Source organism: [Clostridium] innocuum (genome assembly GCA_012317185.1).
In the GTDB taxonomy this organism is placed as follows: domain Bacteria; phylum Bacillota_I; class Bacilli_A; order Erysipelotrichales; family Erysipelotrichaceae; genus Clostridium_AQ; species Clostridium_AQ innocuum.
In genome coordinates this window covers 619,667-636,874 of record CP048838.1, presented here as the reverse complement: position 1 = coordinate 636,874, position 17,208 = coordinate 619,667, and the positions used below count along the sequence as shown (strand labels likewise).

Below are 17,208 nucleotides of genomic sequence, written 5' to 3'. Positions count from 1 at the left end.
TTTCATAAGGAAAGGAAGTGCGGATTTATGATAGAGTCACGTTGCGGAATCAAATGCGGAAGCTGTACATACAAGGAGCAGATGGGCTGTGCAGGCTGCCTGTATATACAAAAGCCGTTTTGGGGAGAGAGCTGCCCGGTTAAGAGCTGTGTGGAAGAAAAACAGCTGCAGCACTGCGGGGAGTGCGGGATGTTTCCATGCGAGCTTGCAAAGGCATTTGCCTATGATGAAAAGCAGGGGGATGGTGGAAAACGTCTGGAAACCTGCCGCTGCTGGAAGAAGGAAGGTATTGCGGGCTAATGGATGCGGAACGTATCAAAGCCACATTGCAGGCAAAGCTGGGCGTCGAGATGGATTTCAAGCTGGAATGGGATGCATTTCGTTTTCTGCTTTTTGGTAAAATGTTCGCCATGCTGGGGTACAATAAACAGCAGGAAAAGATTCTGACGCTGAAGCTTCCGCCACAGGAGGGAGCCTGGTATCGGGATGAATATGCGTTTATAACGGAAGGCTATTATATGAATAAGGTACATTGGATCAGTGTACGCTATGAGCTGGCTTCTAAAGAACTGATGGAGGAGCTTATGGAGAAGAGCTATGCGAATTTTCTGCAGCGGCTGACAAGGAAGCAGCAACAGCAGCTTGCAAGTGAGGACATCATTGCCAGACACCCGGATATTTCTTATTAGGAATATCCTTTTTATTTCCCATACTGTATACAGCACAAGGACTGCGAATCCCTAACCCCGTTTACCCCACATATTGCGACAACTTCCTTGGTATATGCAGATCAGCTGCTTTTCATTTTCTTTATGCCCTTGTCGAACATACATACAGTGCATAGCATACCAGTGCGCTGTGTACCCAAATGCCGTGCCTGCCCTTACGAGCAGTTATCATAATTCTTCAGCGGCCAAATTCCGGGAGTGTCTTCCCGATATAGAAGATAGCGTAGCTGCCCTACATCTTCACCTGATTTTCCTTTATGCCAGTATCCCCTTGCCATAGCGCTGAAAAAGTAACCGGCTTCAGCTTGTTCCTGCTGAAACTCTTTGAATCATATTTCCTGCTGAAACTCTTTAAAGCATATTGACATTTTCCAATTCCGTTTTTATAATGAAGGTAACTACAGCGATACAAGATTAAGTGATGAAAGATGGTTAGCGAACTCATGATGGTGAAAGATGAGGGCATTGGAAGTCATGGATTACGCTTGTTGAGTAGGATCATTGAAGCTTTAGTAGATGATTTCGTTTGGAGACGTTATCTCCCAATCAAGATGCGCACCTTTTTTTGTCGTGCGAATCAGGATGGCACCGCGTGTAAGCACGTTCCTGTTGGAATGTGCTTTTTTGTATTCCGCGAAAGGAAGTGGTGCCTATGTAATCGGTAAGCGCATGCTTTTACGATACATAATAGAAAAGGAGGTTCTCTTATGAACAAACAGAAATTTAATCTTCATACACACACTGCACGCTGCGGACATGCGGAAGGATTGGATATCCAGTATATCCACAGTGCAATCAATGCAGGGCTTACCACACTGGGCTTTAGTGAACATATCCCTTACCCGGAAATGCACCTGCCCGCTTGCCGTATGCTCTATGAACAGAAAAACGAATATCTGGATACACTACGTAATCTGCAGAGGGGATTTCAGGATAAAATCAATATTAAGGTCGGCTATGAGGTGGAGTATATGAATGATCATGTGGATTTCCTGATGCAGATGAAGCAGGAATGTGATTACATGATTCTGGGACAGCATTGCCGGGAAATCGGCTATGAGTATGACTGCTATTGCAGCAATGAGGATGTATTGACTTATGTAAAACAGATTGAGGACGCACTGGAGCTTGATATAATCACCTATGTGGCACATCCGGATTATTTCATGCTGGGAAGAAGACTGTTTTCCGAGGTATGCGTGGAAGCAGCACATCGCATTGCCAGAGCAAGCATCCTGCATGACATTCCGCTGGAAATCAATCTGAACGGATTTCACTATGGAAAAAAAACCTATCGGTTTTCCAGCAAGCCGGGACTGCAGGCGGAACGCTATCCGTATCCGTTCCGTGAATTCTGGGACATTGTTTCCTCTTACGGCTGCAGGGTGGTGTATGGCTTTGATGCACACTCTCCGATTACGCTGCTGGAAGCGCACCGCATTCATATGGCTGAAGAGATTCTGGAAGGCATTCCACTGAATTTTACAGATGCCATCTGCTTGCGGTAATGCTATGAAACGATTACTAATCTGGGGAGCGAGTGATCAGGCGGTGGTCACACTGGATTGTGCACAGGCAATGCAGATGTATGGACAAATTGATGTAATGGGCATCGCCACGCAGCCCATACGTCGGTTTGCTCAGCATCGTGTACTGATGGAAGAAAACGTCATACACGCGGAGATGTTCCATGCCTATGATGAGGTGATTGTGGCTACAGGGGACAATCGACTTCGTCAGATCCGTTTGCAGATATTAAAGGAATATGGTATTCCCCTGGCAACCATCATTCATCCCTCGGCAATCATCAGTCCGACTGCTCAAGTGAAGCACGGCAGTACCATATTGGCAAATGCAGTCATTCATACCTTTGCATGCATCTCGACAGGATGCATTATCAATACAGGAGCTATCGTCGAGCATGACTGTGTCATAAAGGATTTTGTCAATATATCACCAAATTGCGCCATGGCAGGCCACTGCAGAGTGGAAAGTAGAGCGTTCCTTGGTATCGGAAGCACACTAGCTCCCTGTATCACTATTGGCGAGGATGCAGTCATTGGTGCAGGTGCTGTTGTCATCACGGATATCCCAGTGCATGCGACGGCTGTCGGTGTTCCGGCGAAAATCATAAAACAGGATGTCTGCTAAACAGTCATGAACAAGAAAACCGTTATTCTGATATATCCGGGAATTACGGTTTTCTTACTATCATCGCAGAGATGGAAGACCTCTGCCTGTTATTTATTATATAAAAGGTAAATTCATGTTATTGCGTTATTCAATCACAACACGTTTATATTGCGTTTATCCATTTGTTACGTCACATATGGTACAGCATAAGAATAGCTCCATCATATGCCCTGCACTCTCTACAAGGCGCTATTTAACTTGGTTTTGCAAAGCTGCTACGTTAATTTCTATTATCTGTCTTATTCACAAATTAACCCGTTTTCGATAATACAGCTACTGATGAACAGGAAAAGCGGAACAGAGTCTATCCATTCCGCTTCCTTATATGTATTGGAAAATTTATTTTACTTTGGCGTCCAGTGTGTTGTCCTTCACAACAACATCATGTGCCCCGCCTTCTACGATACTTGTAGAAGACACGAGTGTGATTTTGGCATTTTTCTGCAGTTCCTCAATGGTCAGCGTTCCGCAGTTGCACATGGTATGCTTCACCTTGCTCAGTGTCAGATCGACATTGTCCTTTAAGGCACCCGCATATGGAACATAGGAGTCAACACCTTCCACGAAGGACAGCTTTTTGCTGCCTCCCATGTCATACCGCTGCCAGTTTCTGGCACGCGCGCTTCCTTCTCCCCAGTACTCCTTCATGTAGGTACCGTTGATTGTAACCTTCTTCGTTGGAGATTCTTCAAATCTGGAGAAATATCTTCCCAGCATGACGAAGTCTGCGCCCATGGCAAGTGCCAGCGTGATGTGATAGTCATGAACGATACCGCCATCACTGCAGATTGGAACATAGATTCCCGTTTCCTTATAATATTCATCACGCGCTTTCGCAACATCAATCGTAGCCGTTGCCTGTCCGCGCCCGATTCCCTTCTGTTCACGGGTGATACAGATAGAACCGCCACCGATTCCGATTTTCACAAAGTCTGCGCCTGCCTCGGCCAGGAAACGGAAGCCCTCCGCATCCACGACATTACCGGCACCGACCTTTACACTGTCACCGTATTTCTCACGAACCCATTTCAATGTGCGTGCCTGCCATTCGCTGAATCCTTCGCTGGAATCAATGCATAAAACATCCGCACCGGCTTCGATCAAAGCAGGAATACGTTCTTCATAATCACGGGTATTGATACCGGCACCAACGATATACCGCTTCTGATCATCCAGCAATTCATTTGGATGCTCCTTGTGGGAATCATAATCCTTGCGGAATACGAACGCTTTTAAATGCTGGTTTTCATCGATGATCGGCAACTGGTTCAGCTTGTGCTCCCAGATCATATCGTTTGCTTCACTCAGCGTGCATCCCTCGTTGCCGTAAATCAGCTTTTCAAACGGCGTCATGAAATCCGCTACTTTGGTGGATGGATCCATACGGGAGGTACGGTAATCTCTGCTTGTAATAATACCGAGCAGCTTTCCCTCCGGCGTGCCGTCTTCTGTAACCGCCATGGTTGCATGTCCTGTTTCTTCCTTCAGATCCAGTACATCCTGCAGTGTGGCATCCGGACGAATATTGGAATCACTGTATACAAAGCCTGCCTTTGTCGCCTTTACACGGCGAACCATGGCAGCCTCATTCTCAATTGTCTGAGAACCGTAGATGAAGGAAATGCCTCCCTCTCTAGCCAGTGCACATGCCATCTTTTCGCCTGAAACAGACTGCATGATTGCGGAAACCATCGGTATATTCAAGGAAAGCTCCGGTTCTTCCTTTCCTTTTCGAAATTTTACCAGTGGTGTTTTTAAAGAAACGTTTGCTGGGGTACATTCTGCTGAGGAATACCCCGGAACAATAAGATACTCACTGAATGTACGTGAAGGTTCATTAAAATAATATGCCATTTTCACATCTCCTTTTCCATATTCAATTTTTTATAAACTTTCCCGATTAAAAATTGATATTTTAATACATTATAAAGACATTCACTTTTGAAGTCAATATGGTTTTGAAAAAATTTTCATGAATCCGGAGAACCGGTACAGAACCTGACGGAAAGCATATAGTTTCTCCCCTTTGTGAACAGCTGCATCAGTAATAGTACGACTCCACACAGCCCTTCATTTCCCCCTCGTTTTTTACATATCTGCCGACGCGGGCAATCGCGGTTTCACAGTAGCCCAGTATTTCACTGCGTGTCAGCTTACCGCCTGCGACTGCACATATTTCCTCCAGCAATGCATCGCGCAGCTGCCGCATGGTTGTACTGCCATACAGGTATCCGCTTGCATCAAAGTCAAGATTGTCCCTCATCACGACTGCAGTATCCCGGTTTGCGGACAGCTTGATTACCGGCACAATGGGATTTCCGGTAGGCGTACCCCTGCCTGTGGTAAACAAAACGAGCTGACACCCTCCCGCAGCCATACCGCTCATACTGATGGGATCATTACCCGGTGTATCCATAATGACCAGCCCCTTATGATGAATGTCCTGTGCATAATCGTAGACTGCCTGAATCGGTGCATGTCCTGACTTGTATATGCAGCCCAGTGATTTTTCCTCCAGTGTCGTGATTCCTCCCGCCTTATTGCCGGGTGATGGATTTCGCTTTCGCACATCATCGTTAACACATTTCATAGCATCCTCATAATGACGTACAATCTCCAGTATTTGTGCAGATACCTGTGCATTGACAGCGCGCTTTGCCAACAGCTTTTCCGCACCGATAAATTCCGTTGTTTCCGACAAAACCGCCGTTCCTCCTGATGCGATGATGCTGTCCGCCACTTCTCCCACCAGCGGATTTGCGGCCAGCCCGCTTGTAGGATCCGAGCCGCCGCATTCCATCGCAACCATAAGCTCTGAAACGTCTGCCTCCTCGCGCTGCATACAGCTTGCCTGCGCAACCATTTCTCTTGCACAGCGAACCGCCTGTTCCACGGTGTGCAGAGTACCGCCGCATTCCTGAATGATGAAGGCTTTTAACGGCTTATCGCAGCGGCTCTGTATTTCCTTTGTGACAAGCTTCATCTGACAGTTTTCACAGCCAAGCGATATGATGATGGTTCCATATACGTTGGGATTGGCAGCCATCCCTGCCATTGTCCGCAGCGTACATTCCTGATCGATCGGTGTTTGTGAACAGCCCAACTGATTGTGAAAGCTCACGGTTCCCTGTACCTGCATCATGACCTGATGTGCCACGTCACTTGCACATATACTGGCAGGAAGAATAAGCACATGATTCCGAATACCGATCCGACCGTCATTTCTGCGATATCCCCGAAACCTCATATCAGCACCTCCTTCTTTGTTTTATATATCATCATAGCTGACTCCCTTTTATCTTTTGGTATTCCATACATTATGTACATGAACATGCATTCCCTGTTCAATATCACACGCCGCTATCCCGATCCATTCCCCGTACTTTACAACCGGTTCTCCCTTCTGTATTCTGCAAAGTGCAAGCTTATGATAAACAGGAATACATTCTCTTACAGCAAATTCCTGTTCCTTCCCCTGCATATCGGTATAGATACACAGCTCACCTTTACTGATCGGTTCGATTACGACAGCAACATTGTCCCGTTCATGTATACGAACAGCATTTTTCATATTACCTCCAACATTTTCACAACAAAAGGATGCACACATTGATCTGCTTCTTTTTCGTAGCCATACAAATAAGTGTACAGTTTCCTCATGAAATCACATATCATTTGCATACATCCCGTTATGGTATTCCTTATATTATAGAGAACGCAGCAGATTCATGTTTTCCACATAGCTGCCTTCTCCGTGAAACAATGCACTTGTCCCGAGGACAAAGCCGTCAACACCCAGTGCATGATATTCCTGAATTACGGCGGGAGAACATGCTCCATCCAGAATGATACGATACCCATACGTCTTCTTACATGCGATCAGCTCACGGATTTTCGTATCCACACTGTCGATAAATGTCTGTCCGGCAAAGCCTGGAAACACGCTCATAATTAACAGATAATCACAATGCGGAAGCAATTCTTTCACTGCACTCAGACTGGTGTCCGGATTGACGGCAAGACCGGAAAGCTTTCCTCTGGAACGAATATACATCAGTGTCTTCATCGCCTGTGGCTCAGATTCCGGATGAATATAGATCAAATCTGCACCGGCATCTAAAAACCAGTCAATTTTATCGGCAGGATGATCGATCATCAGGTGGACATCCACCATTTTTTTCGTCAGAGCACGGACTGCTTTTACATCCGTCAGTCCCATGGAGATATTCGGCACAAAGCTTCCGTCCATGATATCACAATGGAAAATATCTGTCCCCGCTTCCTCTAAGGCACGGACTTCCTCTTCCAGATTCGCATAGCTCGCACACATCATACTGGGACATAATATCATGATGCCGCCTCCTTCATTCTCCGCAGGTTCTCCTGCAGATCTGCATCCTGCCTGAATAATCCGCTGGTTCCTCCCGTCAGTATGCTGGCCCCGGCTGCACATACCTGCGGTATGGTCCCCGTGTGGATATTGCCGTCTGCCTGAATACGACAGGATAAGCAGTTTGCGGTAATCTGTTCCTTCATACTACGGATATGTTCAACGGCTTCCCTTCGCATATGCTGTCCGGCATATCCGGGCTGTACCATCAGCTTTAAAATCCAGTCAACCTGTGATGCCAGCTTCACAAAATCAGAAGGCATCTCTGTATCACACCGCATTGCCAATACCGGACGGCAGCCGGCAGAGCGAATATGTGCAAAGATATCCTCCAGATCATCGTCAATTTCATAATGCACAGCAATGTAATCTGCCCCCGCCCTGGCAAACGGTTCAATATAGGGACGCACGTTCTGTACCGCAAGATGCACCTCTACCGGCTTATCACAGATGGGACGTATCTTTTCCAGTACCAAATCACCGAAAACAAAGCAGTTATTGAACATACCGTCTACAACATCATAATGCACAAAATCAATATCGGAAGCATTGATCTGTGCAATGGCGTCTGATACATGCAACAGGTCTGCACAGGACAGTGATGCACTTACCAGAATTTTTTTATCCTTTGAAACCGTGCGCATATTATCCAAACAGAATCTGCATGATGCAGATATTGTCCCGGTTCTTTTTGATTTCATATAAATACTGCTTTACATGTTCAACAACCGGTTCATTTCCTTCCAGAGAATTGATTTCACAGAAGGTTGTAATCAGATCCTTATCCATTTTCGGCTCTGTCTTTCCCTGCAGCTCATCCCAGTAAACAAGTGCCGCTGCCGCAACGAATTCCATAATACGCGGATCCTTATGATGATCCAGTAAAATCTGCATCGGTGACATAATACGTTCGGTAGGTCCCAGCTTTCTTGCAGGTGCACGTCCGTTTTTGATATTGTAATCCAGAATGCTCTTATCCCGGAACTTCGCAAGCGCACGGTTGGTGAATGCCTCCTGATCCTCTTTTGTAATCTGGAAATAATCCTGTAATGCCGGATTCAGCTCTTCCATCAGACGCATCATCACAGCATCGATATCCGGGTCACAGGCTGCATCTCCGTAAACCTCATATCCTTTGATATAACCGCAATAGGAAATCAGTCCTGCCAGACAGTTATAGGTATAGATTTTGCGTTTGAAGAATTTTTCAAAGTTGTGAATTGGCACAGCTCCTTCAAAGTCCAGTTCTTCCAGCTCATCCGCATCAAACGGGAAGTACGCTTCATTCATAGACAGAATGTCCAGCCGTGTGTCATGAACACTGACTGTGGAACAGAAGACAGCAGTCTGGGTCACCGTGTAGTCCCCTTCCACACCGGCTTCCTGTAAATGTGTTCGAAGCACCTTAGCCGGATTGATACCGTTTTCCGCTGTTAGGAAGACGGTCTTTTTCTGCTTATTGCGCATACCTGCCTTGACCTGCTGAGCAACATCCCCCAGATTTTGTTCCCCGGTGGAGGTCACAATGAAATCGGCTTCCCGTATTGCCTGGTCCGCTTCTTTGGAATCGGTGTGAAATGCCTGAAATCCGTTCACATAAATCGGTGTACGGTCCTTTTTATAAAAATGGATACAGAATGCACGATCCGCATCCAGCATACGAACCAGCTCTTCATTTTTATCAATAAAGGTGATTGCATAATCTCTTTGAAACAGAAAGCGGGTTACATAGCCGCGGCCGGTTTGTCCGGCTCCGATAACAACTGCCTTTTTCATGCGGATGCTCCCTCTTTGATCCAGCCCTTTGCCTTCAGCTCAACAATTGCCTCTTTGATCAGCACTGCGATTTCTCCCTGCGGATCAATTTCAGAAATCGTTTCCAGAATGTAGTCAATTCCCTTTGCTTCACGTATTTCTTTCAGACGCAGTGCATCGCGGTCCTCAGGATTGTCAAAATACAAGGCAGCGGCAGCACCGAGTGCAATCGCCTTTGGCTTGATACCGGCAGACAGTGCGATACGCATCGGCCCGATGAAGCGATCCTGCGGTCCCAGCTTACGGATGGGATCTCTGGCAATGCGTGTAACCAGATCGACAATAGCGCGGTCTGTATATTTCGCTTTTGCTGTTTTTGAGAATTTGAGCTGACTTTCCTCATTGATTCCCATTCCATGAATCAGCGCATAATTGATTTCTTCATAAACCTGATCCAGAATAGGTTCGATTTCCGGATCATTGGCGGAATCTGCCACATAGGTCAGCCCCTTCAGCTTCCCAAGATAGGAAACCGTCGCAACACTCGTATTGTTCGTATAGATTTTCTGTTTTAGCAGATCACCGAAGTCAGTTACAAACTCCACATACTCCCATTGGGGAATTTCCCCTTTGATACGATCCCTGTCTATCGGCAGATACCGCATATTCTGTACCCAGGTATCCATTTCATTCGTGACCTTATCCGGATCCGGTGCCCCGGTTCCGGTACACATGATGACAGATTCGCTGACACCGACATTCTCTTCAAACAGCTTGCGTTCCTCTTCGTTCAGATTAGAAACAATCGCTTCCTTTACATCCTTTGCCGGATCAATCCAGTTTTCACAGGTTACAATATTGGAAACATGCACCGCATTTTCCTCCACCAGCCTTTTGAACGCTTTGGCAAGCGTTTCTCCGACATTTCCCATATTTTTTCCACCGCATGCTGTAAACAGAAAATCCGCTTCCTTCCAGCAGCTGCATAAGGCGTCAATATCATAAAAGAGATGTGCCCGGACACCTTCCATATGTGTATTGAGCTCTTCCGCCCCCAGAACATGAATGGTATATTCTTTTTTTTCATTTAATTTATCTACCATGACCGGGCTTGCGTCAAAATAGGTGATTTCAACCTGATTGGCATGCAGCAGCTCGCTGACAAAGCCTCTTCCAATACGCCCGGCTCCCAGAATCATTGCTTTCAAATACATTCCTCCTTCACTGTGTGATCTACACGTTATATTAACATCCCTGCTAAGGTTGCTTGATCAACCTCACGCTTCCTCCAGCAGTCTGATCAGATTATCCGTTGCCATTTCCACCGTATTGGACTCTGCCTCCACCGTACGTGAACCGATATGCGGTGTCAGTATAAAGTTATCCATATGAATCAGCTCCTGAACCCAGTCATCCTGAACCGGTGGCTCGCTTGTGAATACATCACTGGCGGCCGCATAGATTTTCTTCTTCTTTAATGCAGTATACAGCGCTTTTTCATTGATAATACCGCCGCGTGCCGCATTGACGATGACAGCCGTTTCCTTCATCATATCAAACTGTTCATCGGATATCATATTCCTTGTTTCGTCTGTAAGCGGAGTATGAATGGATATAAAATCAGCAGCCTTTAAAATTTCCTCAATACTGCACTGCTTAGCCTGATAGGTGTCCAGTATCTCCTTAGGAATATCGAATACATCATAGGCAAGCACTTCCATGCCGATTCCATGTGCCATGCGTGCGACATGACGCCCGATATTTCCAAAGCCGATAATGCCGATGGTCTTTTTCGTAAGCTCACGACCGGTCGGTTTGTTCCATGCTCCCCCGCGTACCTGCACATTGCTGGATACCAGATATTTGGCAGCGGCAAACATCATGCCGATGGTCAGCTCTGCCACCGCATTGGAATTGGAACCGACACAGCGGCCTACCTTGATTCCACAAGCTTCCGCTGTTTTTACATCAATATTATCCGTACCGACGCCGAATTTCACAACTGCCTTTAAGCTCTTGCATTCCTTTAACAGTTCGCCATCCAGCTCATCCACACCGACGATGATACCGGTGCTTTTTTTCGCATATTCCACAAAGGCTTCTCTGGACAGCGGTTTTCCTGTTGTATTGATATTCATTTCATAGCCCAGTGCCTCCAGACGCTTTGCGGCCTGCGCACCATAGGCTGCATAGCCCCGTGGTGTAACCAGAATTACTCCCTTGCTCATATCAGGCAGCCTTTCTGCTTTCTTCCACAATAGCACGCAGTTTTCTTGCATTCTCTGCGATATCGGCACTGCTTCCCTTTGTCAGAAGTCCGCCCAGACCAACACTGTCCACACCGTTTTCAAACCACGTATGCAGATTGTCGAAGTTTGCTCCGCCGCTCGCAAGAATCGGAATCTGCGGACATGGCACCTTGAACACCTTGGCAAGATCCGGTCCATAGTAATTGGATATCGGGAATGCCTTGATAAAGGATGCTCCCGCTTTCAATGCCTCGATCATTTCCGTATAGCTTGTACAGCCCGGTGCATAGGGAATCTGGTACAGATTCGCCATCTCCTGTACCTCTTTGTTGAAGGTCGGAGCGATGATGAATTCCGCACCATCCATAATAGCCAGACGGGCAGTCGTCGGATCCAGCACCGTGCCGGCTCCTACCAGCAGCTGATCACCAAATTTTTCTTTTAAAGCGCGAATGACTTCTCCTGCATTGTTATTCGTATAGCTGATTTCCAGGACATCCACACCGCCATCGATGCATCCCTGTGCGATTTCAATTCCGCGTGCAATGGTTTCCACCCGCACAATTCCCATTAAGCCTGTATTTTTAATTCTGCATATTGTTTCTGCCAACATTTTTTTGACCTCACTTTCCTGTCGTCTTTGCCTGATACAGCGCTCGTACACCCATAAGTAAAGCAACGCAGCCTCCGGCAGCGGCTGTTATCGTTTCTATCGTATTCGCTGTCTGTTGAAAAACAAGACAGAGAAATAATCCGATACCGATGAATAGAAACAGCAGTGCAGGGAGTATGCCGCCGCTTTCCTTATCCCGGTGTTCTTTACGCCATGTGATATGCTTTCCTCCTGCACGATGCAGTGACGGAAGTAATTTTTTATTCATTATGAGCAGCTCCACTGCATACAGCACAAGGGCCAGTGCAATGGTGCCCGCGATCTTATGAAACAGAAAATACCCTAAAATAATACTGATGGAAATGGCGTTGATTTCAGCGTGTTTCCACAGAGTAATCGCAAACTCCCTATGTTGCGGGAGAAGATAATATGCATTCTTCTTTTTAATATACAGCAGTCTTCTTCCTTTTGTATCTGTTCCTGTAAACAGCATCCATCCTGTTACCATTCTATCACCTCAATAGTTTTAAATTTCCAGCGCTTTGCGCAGATTTACAATCGTATCCCTGCCGATATCCGCCAGATGCGTCGTTAACTGATCCAGCTCCATGGAATTACAGCTGGACAGTGCCTCCATTAAAAACGGCATATTAACACCGGTATAGCACTGCAGCTTGTGTGCTTCCTTCAGCTCGTCGATTGCAAGTGCCGTCATATTAAACGGGGAACCTGCGAAAATATCCACCAGTACAAGTACACCGTCGCCTGTATCAATCGCTTCCACCTTTTCACAAATGGCTTCCTTCAAATCCTCCGGATTATCCGTCGGATACAGACCAATGGTTTCCACATCATTTGACATACTTCCAAAGAACATGGCAGAGCTTTCCTTCAGTGCCTGTGCCAGAGGACCATGTGTCACAATTAAAATCTTGATCATACTGTATTACCCTTTCTCGTCGTTTGCGCTTTACTGACGCATAATAAAACAGACCGGCAGGAAGCTTTTTCTTCCCGTGCAGGAAAACACGAAGAGCATATGGCAAGTTTCCTGCCGATGATTGCTATATATGAAAGTGTTAAATTCCTTTCATAGAATTTTTATCCAAGCAGTCCGACAGCACCACCGATGAAGCCGATGATAAACAGCACGATCAGAACTGTTGTAATTTTCTTTCCCTTTACCTGCAGCCAGTATGCAAACAGGGTTGTCACAAGCGGCAGGAAGCAAGGGAAGATCTTATTCATAATTTCACCAAGATTCAGGACACCGGTTTTCATTTCGATTTCCAAAACAGCACCGATGCTGACATATTTTACAATCATGGCACCCAGACAGAAGAGCCCGACGATACCAAGGAAGGTGGTGATTTTCTTAACGAAGCCGCTTTCCAGGAAACGGTCAATGGAATCCATACCCAGCTGATAGCCGCGCATGAACATGAAGTAGGTAATGGCAAAGTCCAGCAGGGTAACACCGATACCATAGGCCCAGGCACCCCATACATATCCCTGCATCGCCCATCCCAGGGTTACACTCAGAATAATCGGTTTGATCAGACCTGCCCATACCGTATCACCGATACCTGCCAAAGGTCCCATTAAAGCGGTTTTGATTTCCGCGATGATGCTTGCGTCCATTTCTCCGGAATCATCATTCGCAAGACCTTCTTCTAGAGCGACTACCATACCGGGCAATACAGCTCCCCAACGTGGCTCTGTGTTGAAATACAGCATGTGGCGTTCCAGACCCTCCACCATCTTGTCATGATCATTCGGATACAGCTTTTCAAAAATAGGACCCATGATCCATGCCAGACAGCCTGCCTGTAATCGCTGATAGTTATAGGTCATATGACTTGTCATGTGCCAGAAGAAGGCTGTTTTCTGGACATCGCGTTTTGTTAGTGAATGTTTTTCTGCCATGATTATTCAGCCCCTTCCTGTTCTGTATCGTTGTTGAATCCAATCTTAATCAGGATAACTGCCAGACATACACCAACCAGTGCATACAGCAGCAGATCGGTCATACCGGAGTAAGCCGCGATACCGAAGCCCAGCACGAAGAAAGGCAGCAGCGCTTTTTTGTACATGAACTTCATCAGCATGGACATACCTAATGCCGGAAGCATCTTGCCGACTGCAGCCAGACCGTTCATTGCCCATGTCGGAATACTGTTGATCAGTGTCTGAATATATTCACTTCCATATAATGCAATCAGGAATACCGGAAGCGCACGCAATACCAGAACGATAGCCGGTCCACCCAGGAACTGAATTCTGCGGATGCCGCGCCAGTTTCCCTTGGCAGCGAGCGCATCCATTTTAACGGGCCACAGGGATGCAATCGTCATATATGCGACATGCACATAGTTGCCTAATAAACCAATAGGAACCGCAAACGCTACAGACGTGTCGATGGACATACCGCCCTGAATCGCTACAAATGTACCAAGCAGACCTGCCCAGTATAAGTCAGAAGCATTTGCTCCTCCTGCAGAAATCCAGCCCATGTAAGAAACGTTGATTGTTGCACCGATGATGGTTCCCTGTACGGGGTCACCGTAAATCAGACCTACCCAAAATCCTGCCATTACCGGCTCACGGAAGAAGTACCAGTGATATGGTCCCTGAATACCGTTGAGCAGTGCAAGCAGCCCCATTAACAATGCTTGTACCATGAAATTTCCTCCTTTTCATTGTCAATTCCTCTACTACATCTCTTTACTCTTGTCATACAGATACGATATGTTCATCACCTCCATGTGATCGAATTCTATCGGATACACAGCTAAAATTTCGCCAGAGCATCCTTGAACGGATACGGATTGTCTTCGGGAATCGGCTGCATGAAAATATCCACGCCTCCCTGATACAAGACATTTAACTCCTCCGCCTCCGTTTTCGACATAACTACATTTTTGTAAATATTCTTCTTATCACCGGAGCCTTCAATTCCACCTACCTGTAAGGAAGGAAAATTCACACCTGCTTCCCAGGCCGCTTTCGCCTGTGAAGTATTTTTAAACAGAATCAGCAGATTGTTCTTTGGAAATTCTTCCGCCTTCCACTTTTCAGCAGCCTCTGCAACATTCCATACCAGAACTTTAACGCCGCTTGGGGCAGCACCGAGCAGAATCTTTTTCAGAATCGGACTCTTTGCGGAGCGATCGTCAATTACAACGATGCTTTCAATTTCATATTTTGCCACCCAGCGGGTCATTACCTGCCCATGGATGAGTCGAAAGTCAATTCTTGTCAGTTTTAGGTTTTCCATCATGTTATCCTTCTTTCTTTTGCGTCTTTTTTACGATTGCTTCGCAAGCTCCACAAACCGCTTTGCTCTGCGGGTCAGCTCCGCATAATTGCCTTCCTTGCGGCATTTCTTATCTACCAGCTGGGAGCTGATACCGGCACCGGTGAATCCAAGCTTCAGGTATTGCACAAAGGTTTCTTCCGTAACGCCGACTGTCGCAATGTATTTCACATGATGCAGCGGTGCATAGATATCCTTGCAATATTTGATACCCAGTGTTCCTGCCGGAAACAGTTTTATGAAATCGGCACCGGCCTTATCCGCTGCGACGATTTCTGTTGGTGACATGCAGCCCGGCATGGAAACCATGTCCAGAGCCAGCGTTTCCTTGACGATTTCCTCATCAAAGTTGGGAGAAACGATAAATCTGGCTCCGGCTTCTTTGGCATTGTGAACCTGTTCCTTTGTCAGTACGGTTCCAATGCCCAGATACAATTCATCCCCAAACTGTGCATGCAGTGCCTGTATGTTCTCTTTCACCTTTGTACACGTATCAAGATCGGATGGGTCGTATGTGATTTCAAAACAGCGGATGCCTCCCTGAAACAGTGCATCTGCCAGCTTCATCAAGTCATCCCCGTAAATCCCTCTTGTGATAACTACAATTTTCTCTTTTTCAATTTTTTGAATCGTTTCCTGTCTGCTCATACATATTTCCTTTCTATAATCCATTGATAATCTCCACCGGCCGTTCCCCCCGTTCCATGCAGTAGATATCTTCCATAACCTTGCGGTTCATGTTCTTCATGCATGTATAGTTATAAATAGCAGAGTGCGGCGTGATGGTTACACGTTCACACGTCAGCAGAGGATCATCGGCCTGCATCGGCTCATGCGCAGCAACATCCGCACCATAGCCAAACAGATGTCCGTTCCTGAGTGCTTCCAGCAAAGCTGTTTCATCAACGAGTCCACCCCGCCCTGTGTTGATCAGTATGGCGTTGTGCTTCATCTTTGCCAGTGTCTGTGCATTGATAAGATGCTTACTTTCCTCATCCAGATTGGCATGCAGACTGATGAAGTCCGATTCCTTCAGCAAGGTATCCAGATCACAGAGCTGAATCCCCTCGGCCATAACCTTTTCTTTGTCTGCATACGGGTCATATGCTAGTATGCGGTTTTGGAAGCCATATTTCATAATCTGTGCAAAGCGTGTGCCGATATGACCGCAGCCGATGACCCCGCATGTCTTTCCACGCAGCTGAAATCCCATGATTTCCTGACGATCTCTGTTCCAGTCGCCCTGATGCACCTTGCGATTGGCTATGACCACGTTTTTCGATACTGCCATAAGCAGTGCAGCTGCCTGTTCTGCGACAGCATCCAGTTCCACATAATTCTGGATATGGGTTACATACACACCATGCTTTTTCGAGCTTTCCAGATCGACATTGTTAAAGCCGATGCCATGACGGGCAATCAGCTTCACATCACAATTGTTGGAAAAGAATGTTTCATCAAAGCTTGGATAATTGCCTAATACTATATAGGTATATCCCTTCAGCTTCTGAGCGAGTGTCCTGCCATCCATATCTGCCGGCAACAGCATTTTATCAACCGGCCCGACCTTCTCTTCCAATTCCTGCAGATGCTGTGGAAATTCTCTGCCAAAGCTGGTAATATTGATAACTGCTGTTTTTCTCAAATTTATCACCTGACTTTCGTCTCCTTTCTCCTGCATTCTGCGGCAAACTGAGATCAGCTGCCTTACACTATCCATGATATTGAAAACGCTTACGATGTCAAACTGCTCATTTTAAGCCTAGTGTGTCACACGTTTAAATTCCTGATTTTTCTATTTTATCGGACCTTTTTACTATGAATCAACTGGTAATCTATGGAAATGACAACACAAAAGCAGCCAAATAACACTACTGTGTTAAATTATGTTGTAAATAGCACAGTATATGAAACATAGTGTGTATATCAAAGCAATAATTTGACACGAAAAAACGCACAAATTT

20 protein-coding genes are annotated in these 17,208 nt (G+C 46.2%); 4 read left to right on the top strand and 16 right to left on the bottom strand.

The annotated features are described in order from the left end of the window. Positions 1 to 27 precede the first annotated feature (27 nt). The 4 genes from G4D54_03200 to G4D54_03185 all read left to right on the top strand — a co-directional run bounded on the left by G4D54_03200 (position 28) and on the right by G4D54_03185 (position 2,879). A complete protein-coding gene (locus G4D54_03200) occupies positions 28 to 300 on the top strand; it encodes a DUF3795 domain-containing protein (protein ID QJA01496.1) in 273 nt (90 codons plus the stop codon). Further along, positions 300 to 689 carry a hypothetical protein gene (locus G4D54_03195; protein QJA01495.1) on the top strand — a complete coding sequence of 130 codons (390 nt, stop codon included), beginning with the start codon at positions 300 to 302 and terminating at the stop codon, positions 687 to 689. Before G4D54_03200 ends, G4D54_03195 begins: the two co-directional genes overlap by 1 nt. Before the next feature lie 746 nt (positions 690 to 1,435). Continuing rightward, positions 1,436 to 2,236 carry a PHP domain-containing protein gene (locus G4D54_03190; GenBank protein ID QJA01494.1) on the top strand — a complete coding sequence of 267 codons (801 nt, stop codon included), beginning with the start codon at positions 1,436 to 1,438 and terminating at the stop codon, positions 2,234 to 2,236. Positions 2,237 to 2,240: 4 nt separating this feature from the next. Then, entirely contained in the window at positions 2,241 to 2,879 is a 639-nt protein-coding gene (locus G4D54_03185; protein QJA01493.1) for an acetyltransferase, read from the top strand. A gap of 381 nt (positions 2,880 to 3,260) precedes the next feature. Here G4D54_03185 and G4D54_03180 read toward each other — a convergent pair whose 3' ends face one another. The 16 genes from G4D54_03180 to G4D54_03105 all read right to left on the bottom strand — a co-directional run bounded on the left by G4D54_03180 (position 3,261) and on the right by G4D54_03105 (position 16,964). Next, positions 3,261 to 4,775, bottom strand: a complete 1,515-nt coding sequence (locus G4D54_03180; GenBank protein ID QJA01492.1) for an IMP dehydrogenase — start codon at positions 4,773 to 4,775, stop codon at positions 3,261 to 3,263. 187 nt (positions 4,776 to 4,962) lie between these two features. Continuing rightward, positions 4,963 to 6,168, bottom strand: coding sequence for a UxaA family hydrolase (locus G4D54_03175; protein QJA01491.1), 1,206 nt, complete (start codon positions 6,166 to 6,168; stop codon positions 4,963 to 4,965). 48 nt (positions 6,169 to 6,216) lie between these two features. Beyond that, positions 6,217 to 6,492, bottom strand: coding sequence for a UxaA family hydrolase (locus G4D54_03170; GenBank protein QJA01490.1), 276 nt, complete (start codon positions 6,490 to 6,492; stop codon positions 6,217 to 6,219). Positions 6,493 to 6,627: 135 nt separating this feature from the next. Further along, complete coding sequence (locus tag G4D54_03165) at positions 6,628 to 7,272, bottom strand: ribulose-phosphate 3-epimerase (protein ID QJA01489.1); 645 nt, start codon at positions 7,270 to 7,272, stop codon at positions 6,628 to 6,630. After that, a complete protein-coding gene (locus G4D54_03160) occupies positions 7,269 to 7,955 on the bottom strand; it encodes a ribulose-phosphate 3-epimerase (protein ID QJA05143.1) in 687 nt (228 codons plus the stop codon). Before G4D54_03160 ends, G4D54_03165 begins: the two co-directional genes overlap by 4 nt. 1 nt (position 7,956) lies before the next feature. Next, positions 7,957 to 9,087: a mannitol dehydrogenase gene (locus tag G4D54_03155; GenBank protein ID QJA01488.1), complete on the bottom strand. Its 1,131-nt coding sequence runs from the start codon at positions 9,085 to 9,087 to the stop codon at positions 7,957 to 7,959. After that, positions 9,084 to 10,274: a mannitol dehydrogenase gene (locus G4D54_03150; protein ID QJA01487.1), complete on the bottom strand. Its 1,191-nt coding sequence runs from the start codon at positions 10,272 to 10,274 to the stop codon at positions 9,084 to 9,086. The genes G4D54_03155 and G4D54_03150 overlap by 4 nt, the downstream gene beginning before the upstream one ends. A gap of 69 nt (positions 10,275 to 10,343) precedes the next feature. Then, positions 10,344 to 11,294: a phosphoglycerate dehydrogenase gene (locus tag G4D54_03145; protein QJA01486.1), complete on the bottom strand. Its 951-nt coding sequence runs from the start codon at positions 11,292 to 11,294 to the stop codon at positions 10,344 to 10,346. Between the two features lies 1 nt (position 11,295). Further along, the gene (locus G4D54_03140) at positions 11,296 to 11,928 is read right to left on the bottom strand and encodes a ketohydroxyglutarate aldolase (protein QJA01485.1); all 633 of its coding nucleotides are present in this window, start codon (positions 11,926 to 11,928) and stop codon (positions 11,296 to 11,298) included. A gap of 10 nt (positions 11,929 to 11,938) precedes the next feature. Continuing rightward, on the bottom strand, positions 11,939 to 12,436 hold the full coding sequence (locus tag G4D54_03135) for a hypothetical protein (GenBank protein ID QJA01484.1): 498 nt from the start codon (positions 12,434 to 12,436) through the stop codon (positions 11,939 to 11,941). Positions 12,437 to 12,454: 18 nt separating this feature from the next. Further along, positions 12,455 to 12,868 carry a PTS sugar transporter subunit IIA gene (locus G4D54_03130; protein QJA01483.1) on the bottom strand — a complete coding sequence of 138 codons (414 nt, stop codon included), beginning with the start codon at positions 12,866 to 12,868 and terminating at the stop codon, positions 12,455 to 12,457. A 161-nt stretch (positions 12,869 to 13,029) separates the two neighbouring features. Next, positions 13,030 to 13,854 (bottom strand): PTS system mannose/fructose/sorbose family transporter subunit IID, encoded by an 825-nt coding sequence (locus G4D54_03125; GenBank protein QJA01482.1) that lies wholly within the window; start codon positions 13,852 to 13,854, stop codon positions 13,030 to 13,032. 2 nt (positions 13,855 to 13,856) lie between these two features. Further along, positions 13,857 to 14,609, bottom strand: coding sequence for a PTS sugar transporter subunit IIC (locus G4D54_03120; protein QJA01481.1), 753 nt, complete (start codon positions 14,607 to 14,609; stop codon positions 13,857 to 13,859). Between the two features lie 110 nt (positions 14,610 to 14,719). Further along, entirely contained in the window at positions 14,720 to 15,208 is a 489-nt protein-coding gene (locus tag G4D54_03115) for a PTS sugar transporter subunit IIB (GenBank protein QJA01480.1), read from the bottom strand. Positions 15,209 to 15,235: 27 nt separating this feature from the next. After that, positions 15,236 to 15,916: a bifunctional 4-hydroxy-2-oxoglutarate aldolase/2-dehydro-3-deoxy-phosphogluconate aldolase gene (locus tag G4D54_03110; protein QJA01479.1), complete on the bottom strand. Its 681-nt coding sequence runs from the start codon at positions 15,914 to 15,916 to the stop codon at positions 15,236 to 15,238. Next, positions 15,906 to 16,964 carry a 3-phosphoglycerate dehydrogenase gene (locus G4D54_03105; protein QJA01478.1) on the bottom strand — a complete coding sequence of 353 codons (1,059 nt, stop codon included), beginning with the start codon at positions 16,962 to 16,964 and terminating at the stop codon, positions 15,906 to 15,908. The genes G4D54_03110 and G4D54_03105 overlap by 11 nt, the downstream gene beginning before the upstream one ends. Positions 16,965 to 17,208 lie beyond the last annotated feature (244 nt).

What these genes read in the sequence shown, in the direction of transcription:
- G4D54_03195 (QJA01495.1), top strand. Translation starts at nt 300, where the DNA reads ATGGATGCGGAACGTATCAAAGCCACATTGCAGGCAAAGCTGGGCGTC.
- G4D54_03200 (QJA01496.1), top strand. Translation starts at nt 28, where the DNA reads ATGATAGAGTCACGTTGCGGAATCAAATGCGGAAGCTGTACATACAAG.
- G4D54_03115 (QJA01480.1), bottom strand. Translation starts at nt 15,208, where the DNA reads ATGATGGAAAACCTAAAACTGACAAGAATTGACTTTCGACTCATCCAT.
- G4D54_03190 (QJA01494.1), top strand. Translation starts at nt 1,436, where the DNA reads ATGAACAAACAGAAATTTAATCTTCATACACACACTGCACGCTGCGGA.
- G4D54_03175 (QJA01491.1), bottom strand. Translation starts at nt 6,168, where the DNA reads ATGAGGTTTCGGGGATATCGCAGAAATGACGGTCGGATCGGTATTCGG.
- G4D54_03155 (QJA01488.1), bottom strand. Translation starts at nt 9,087, where the DNA reads ATGAAAAAGGCAGTTGTTATCGGAGCCGGACAAACCGGCCGCGGCTAT.
- G4D54_03110 (QJA01479.1), bottom strand. Translation starts at nt 15,916, where the DNA reads ATGGATTATAGAAAGGAAATATGTATGAGCAGACAGGAAACGATTCAA.
- G4D54_03180 (QJA01492.1), bottom strand. Translation starts at nt 4,775, where the DNA reads ATGGCATATTATTTTAATGAACCTTCACGTACATTCAGTGAGTATCTT.
- G4D54_03170 (QJA01490.1), bottom strand. Translation starts at nt 6,492, where the DNA reads ATGAAAAATGCTGTTCGTATACATGAACGGGACAATGTTGCTGTCGTA.
- G4D54_03125 (QJA01482.1), bottom strand. Translation starts at nt 13,854, where the DNA reads ATGGCAGAAAAACATTCACTAACAAAACGCGATGTCCAGAAAACAGCC.
- G4D54_03185 (QJA01493.1), top strand. Translation starts at nt 2,241, where the DNA reads ATGAAACGATTACTAATCTGGGGAGCGAGTGATCAGGCGGTGGTCACA.
- G4D54_03120 (QJA01481.1), bottom strand. Translation starts at nt 14,609, where the DNA reads ATGGTACAAGCATTGTTAATGGGGCTGCTTGCACTGCTCAACGGTATT.
- G4D54_03160 (QJA05143.1), bottom strand. Translation starts at nt 7,955, where the DNA reads ATGCGCACGGTTTCAAAGGATAAAAAAATTCTGGTAAGTGCATCACTG.
- G4D54_03145 (QJA01486.1), bottom strand. Translation starts at nt 11,294, where the DNA reads ATGAGCAAGGGAGTAATTCTGGTTACACCACGGGGCTATGCAGCCTAT.
- G4D54_03165 (QJA01489.1), bottom strand. Translation starts at nt 7,272, where the DNA reads ATGATATTATGTCCCAGTATGATGTGTGCGAGCTATGCGAATCTGGAA.
- G4D54_03135 (QJA01484.1), bottom strand. Translation starts at nt 12,436, where the DNA reads ATGGTAACAGGATGGATGCTGTTTACAGGAACAGATACAAAAGGAAGA.
- G4D54_03105 (QJA01478.1), bottom strand. Translation starts at nt 16,964, where the DNA reads ATGGATAGTGTAAGGCAGCTGATCTCAGTTTGCCGCAGAATGCAGGAG.
- G4D54_03130 (QJA01483.1), bottom strand. Translation starts at nt 12,868, where the DNA reads ATGATCAAGATTTTAATTGTGACACATGGTCCTCTGGCACAGGCACTG.
- G4D54_03140 (QJA01485.1), bottom strand. Translation starts at nt 11,928, where the DNA reads ATGTTGGCAGAAACAATATGCAGAATTAAAAATACAGGCTTAATGGGA.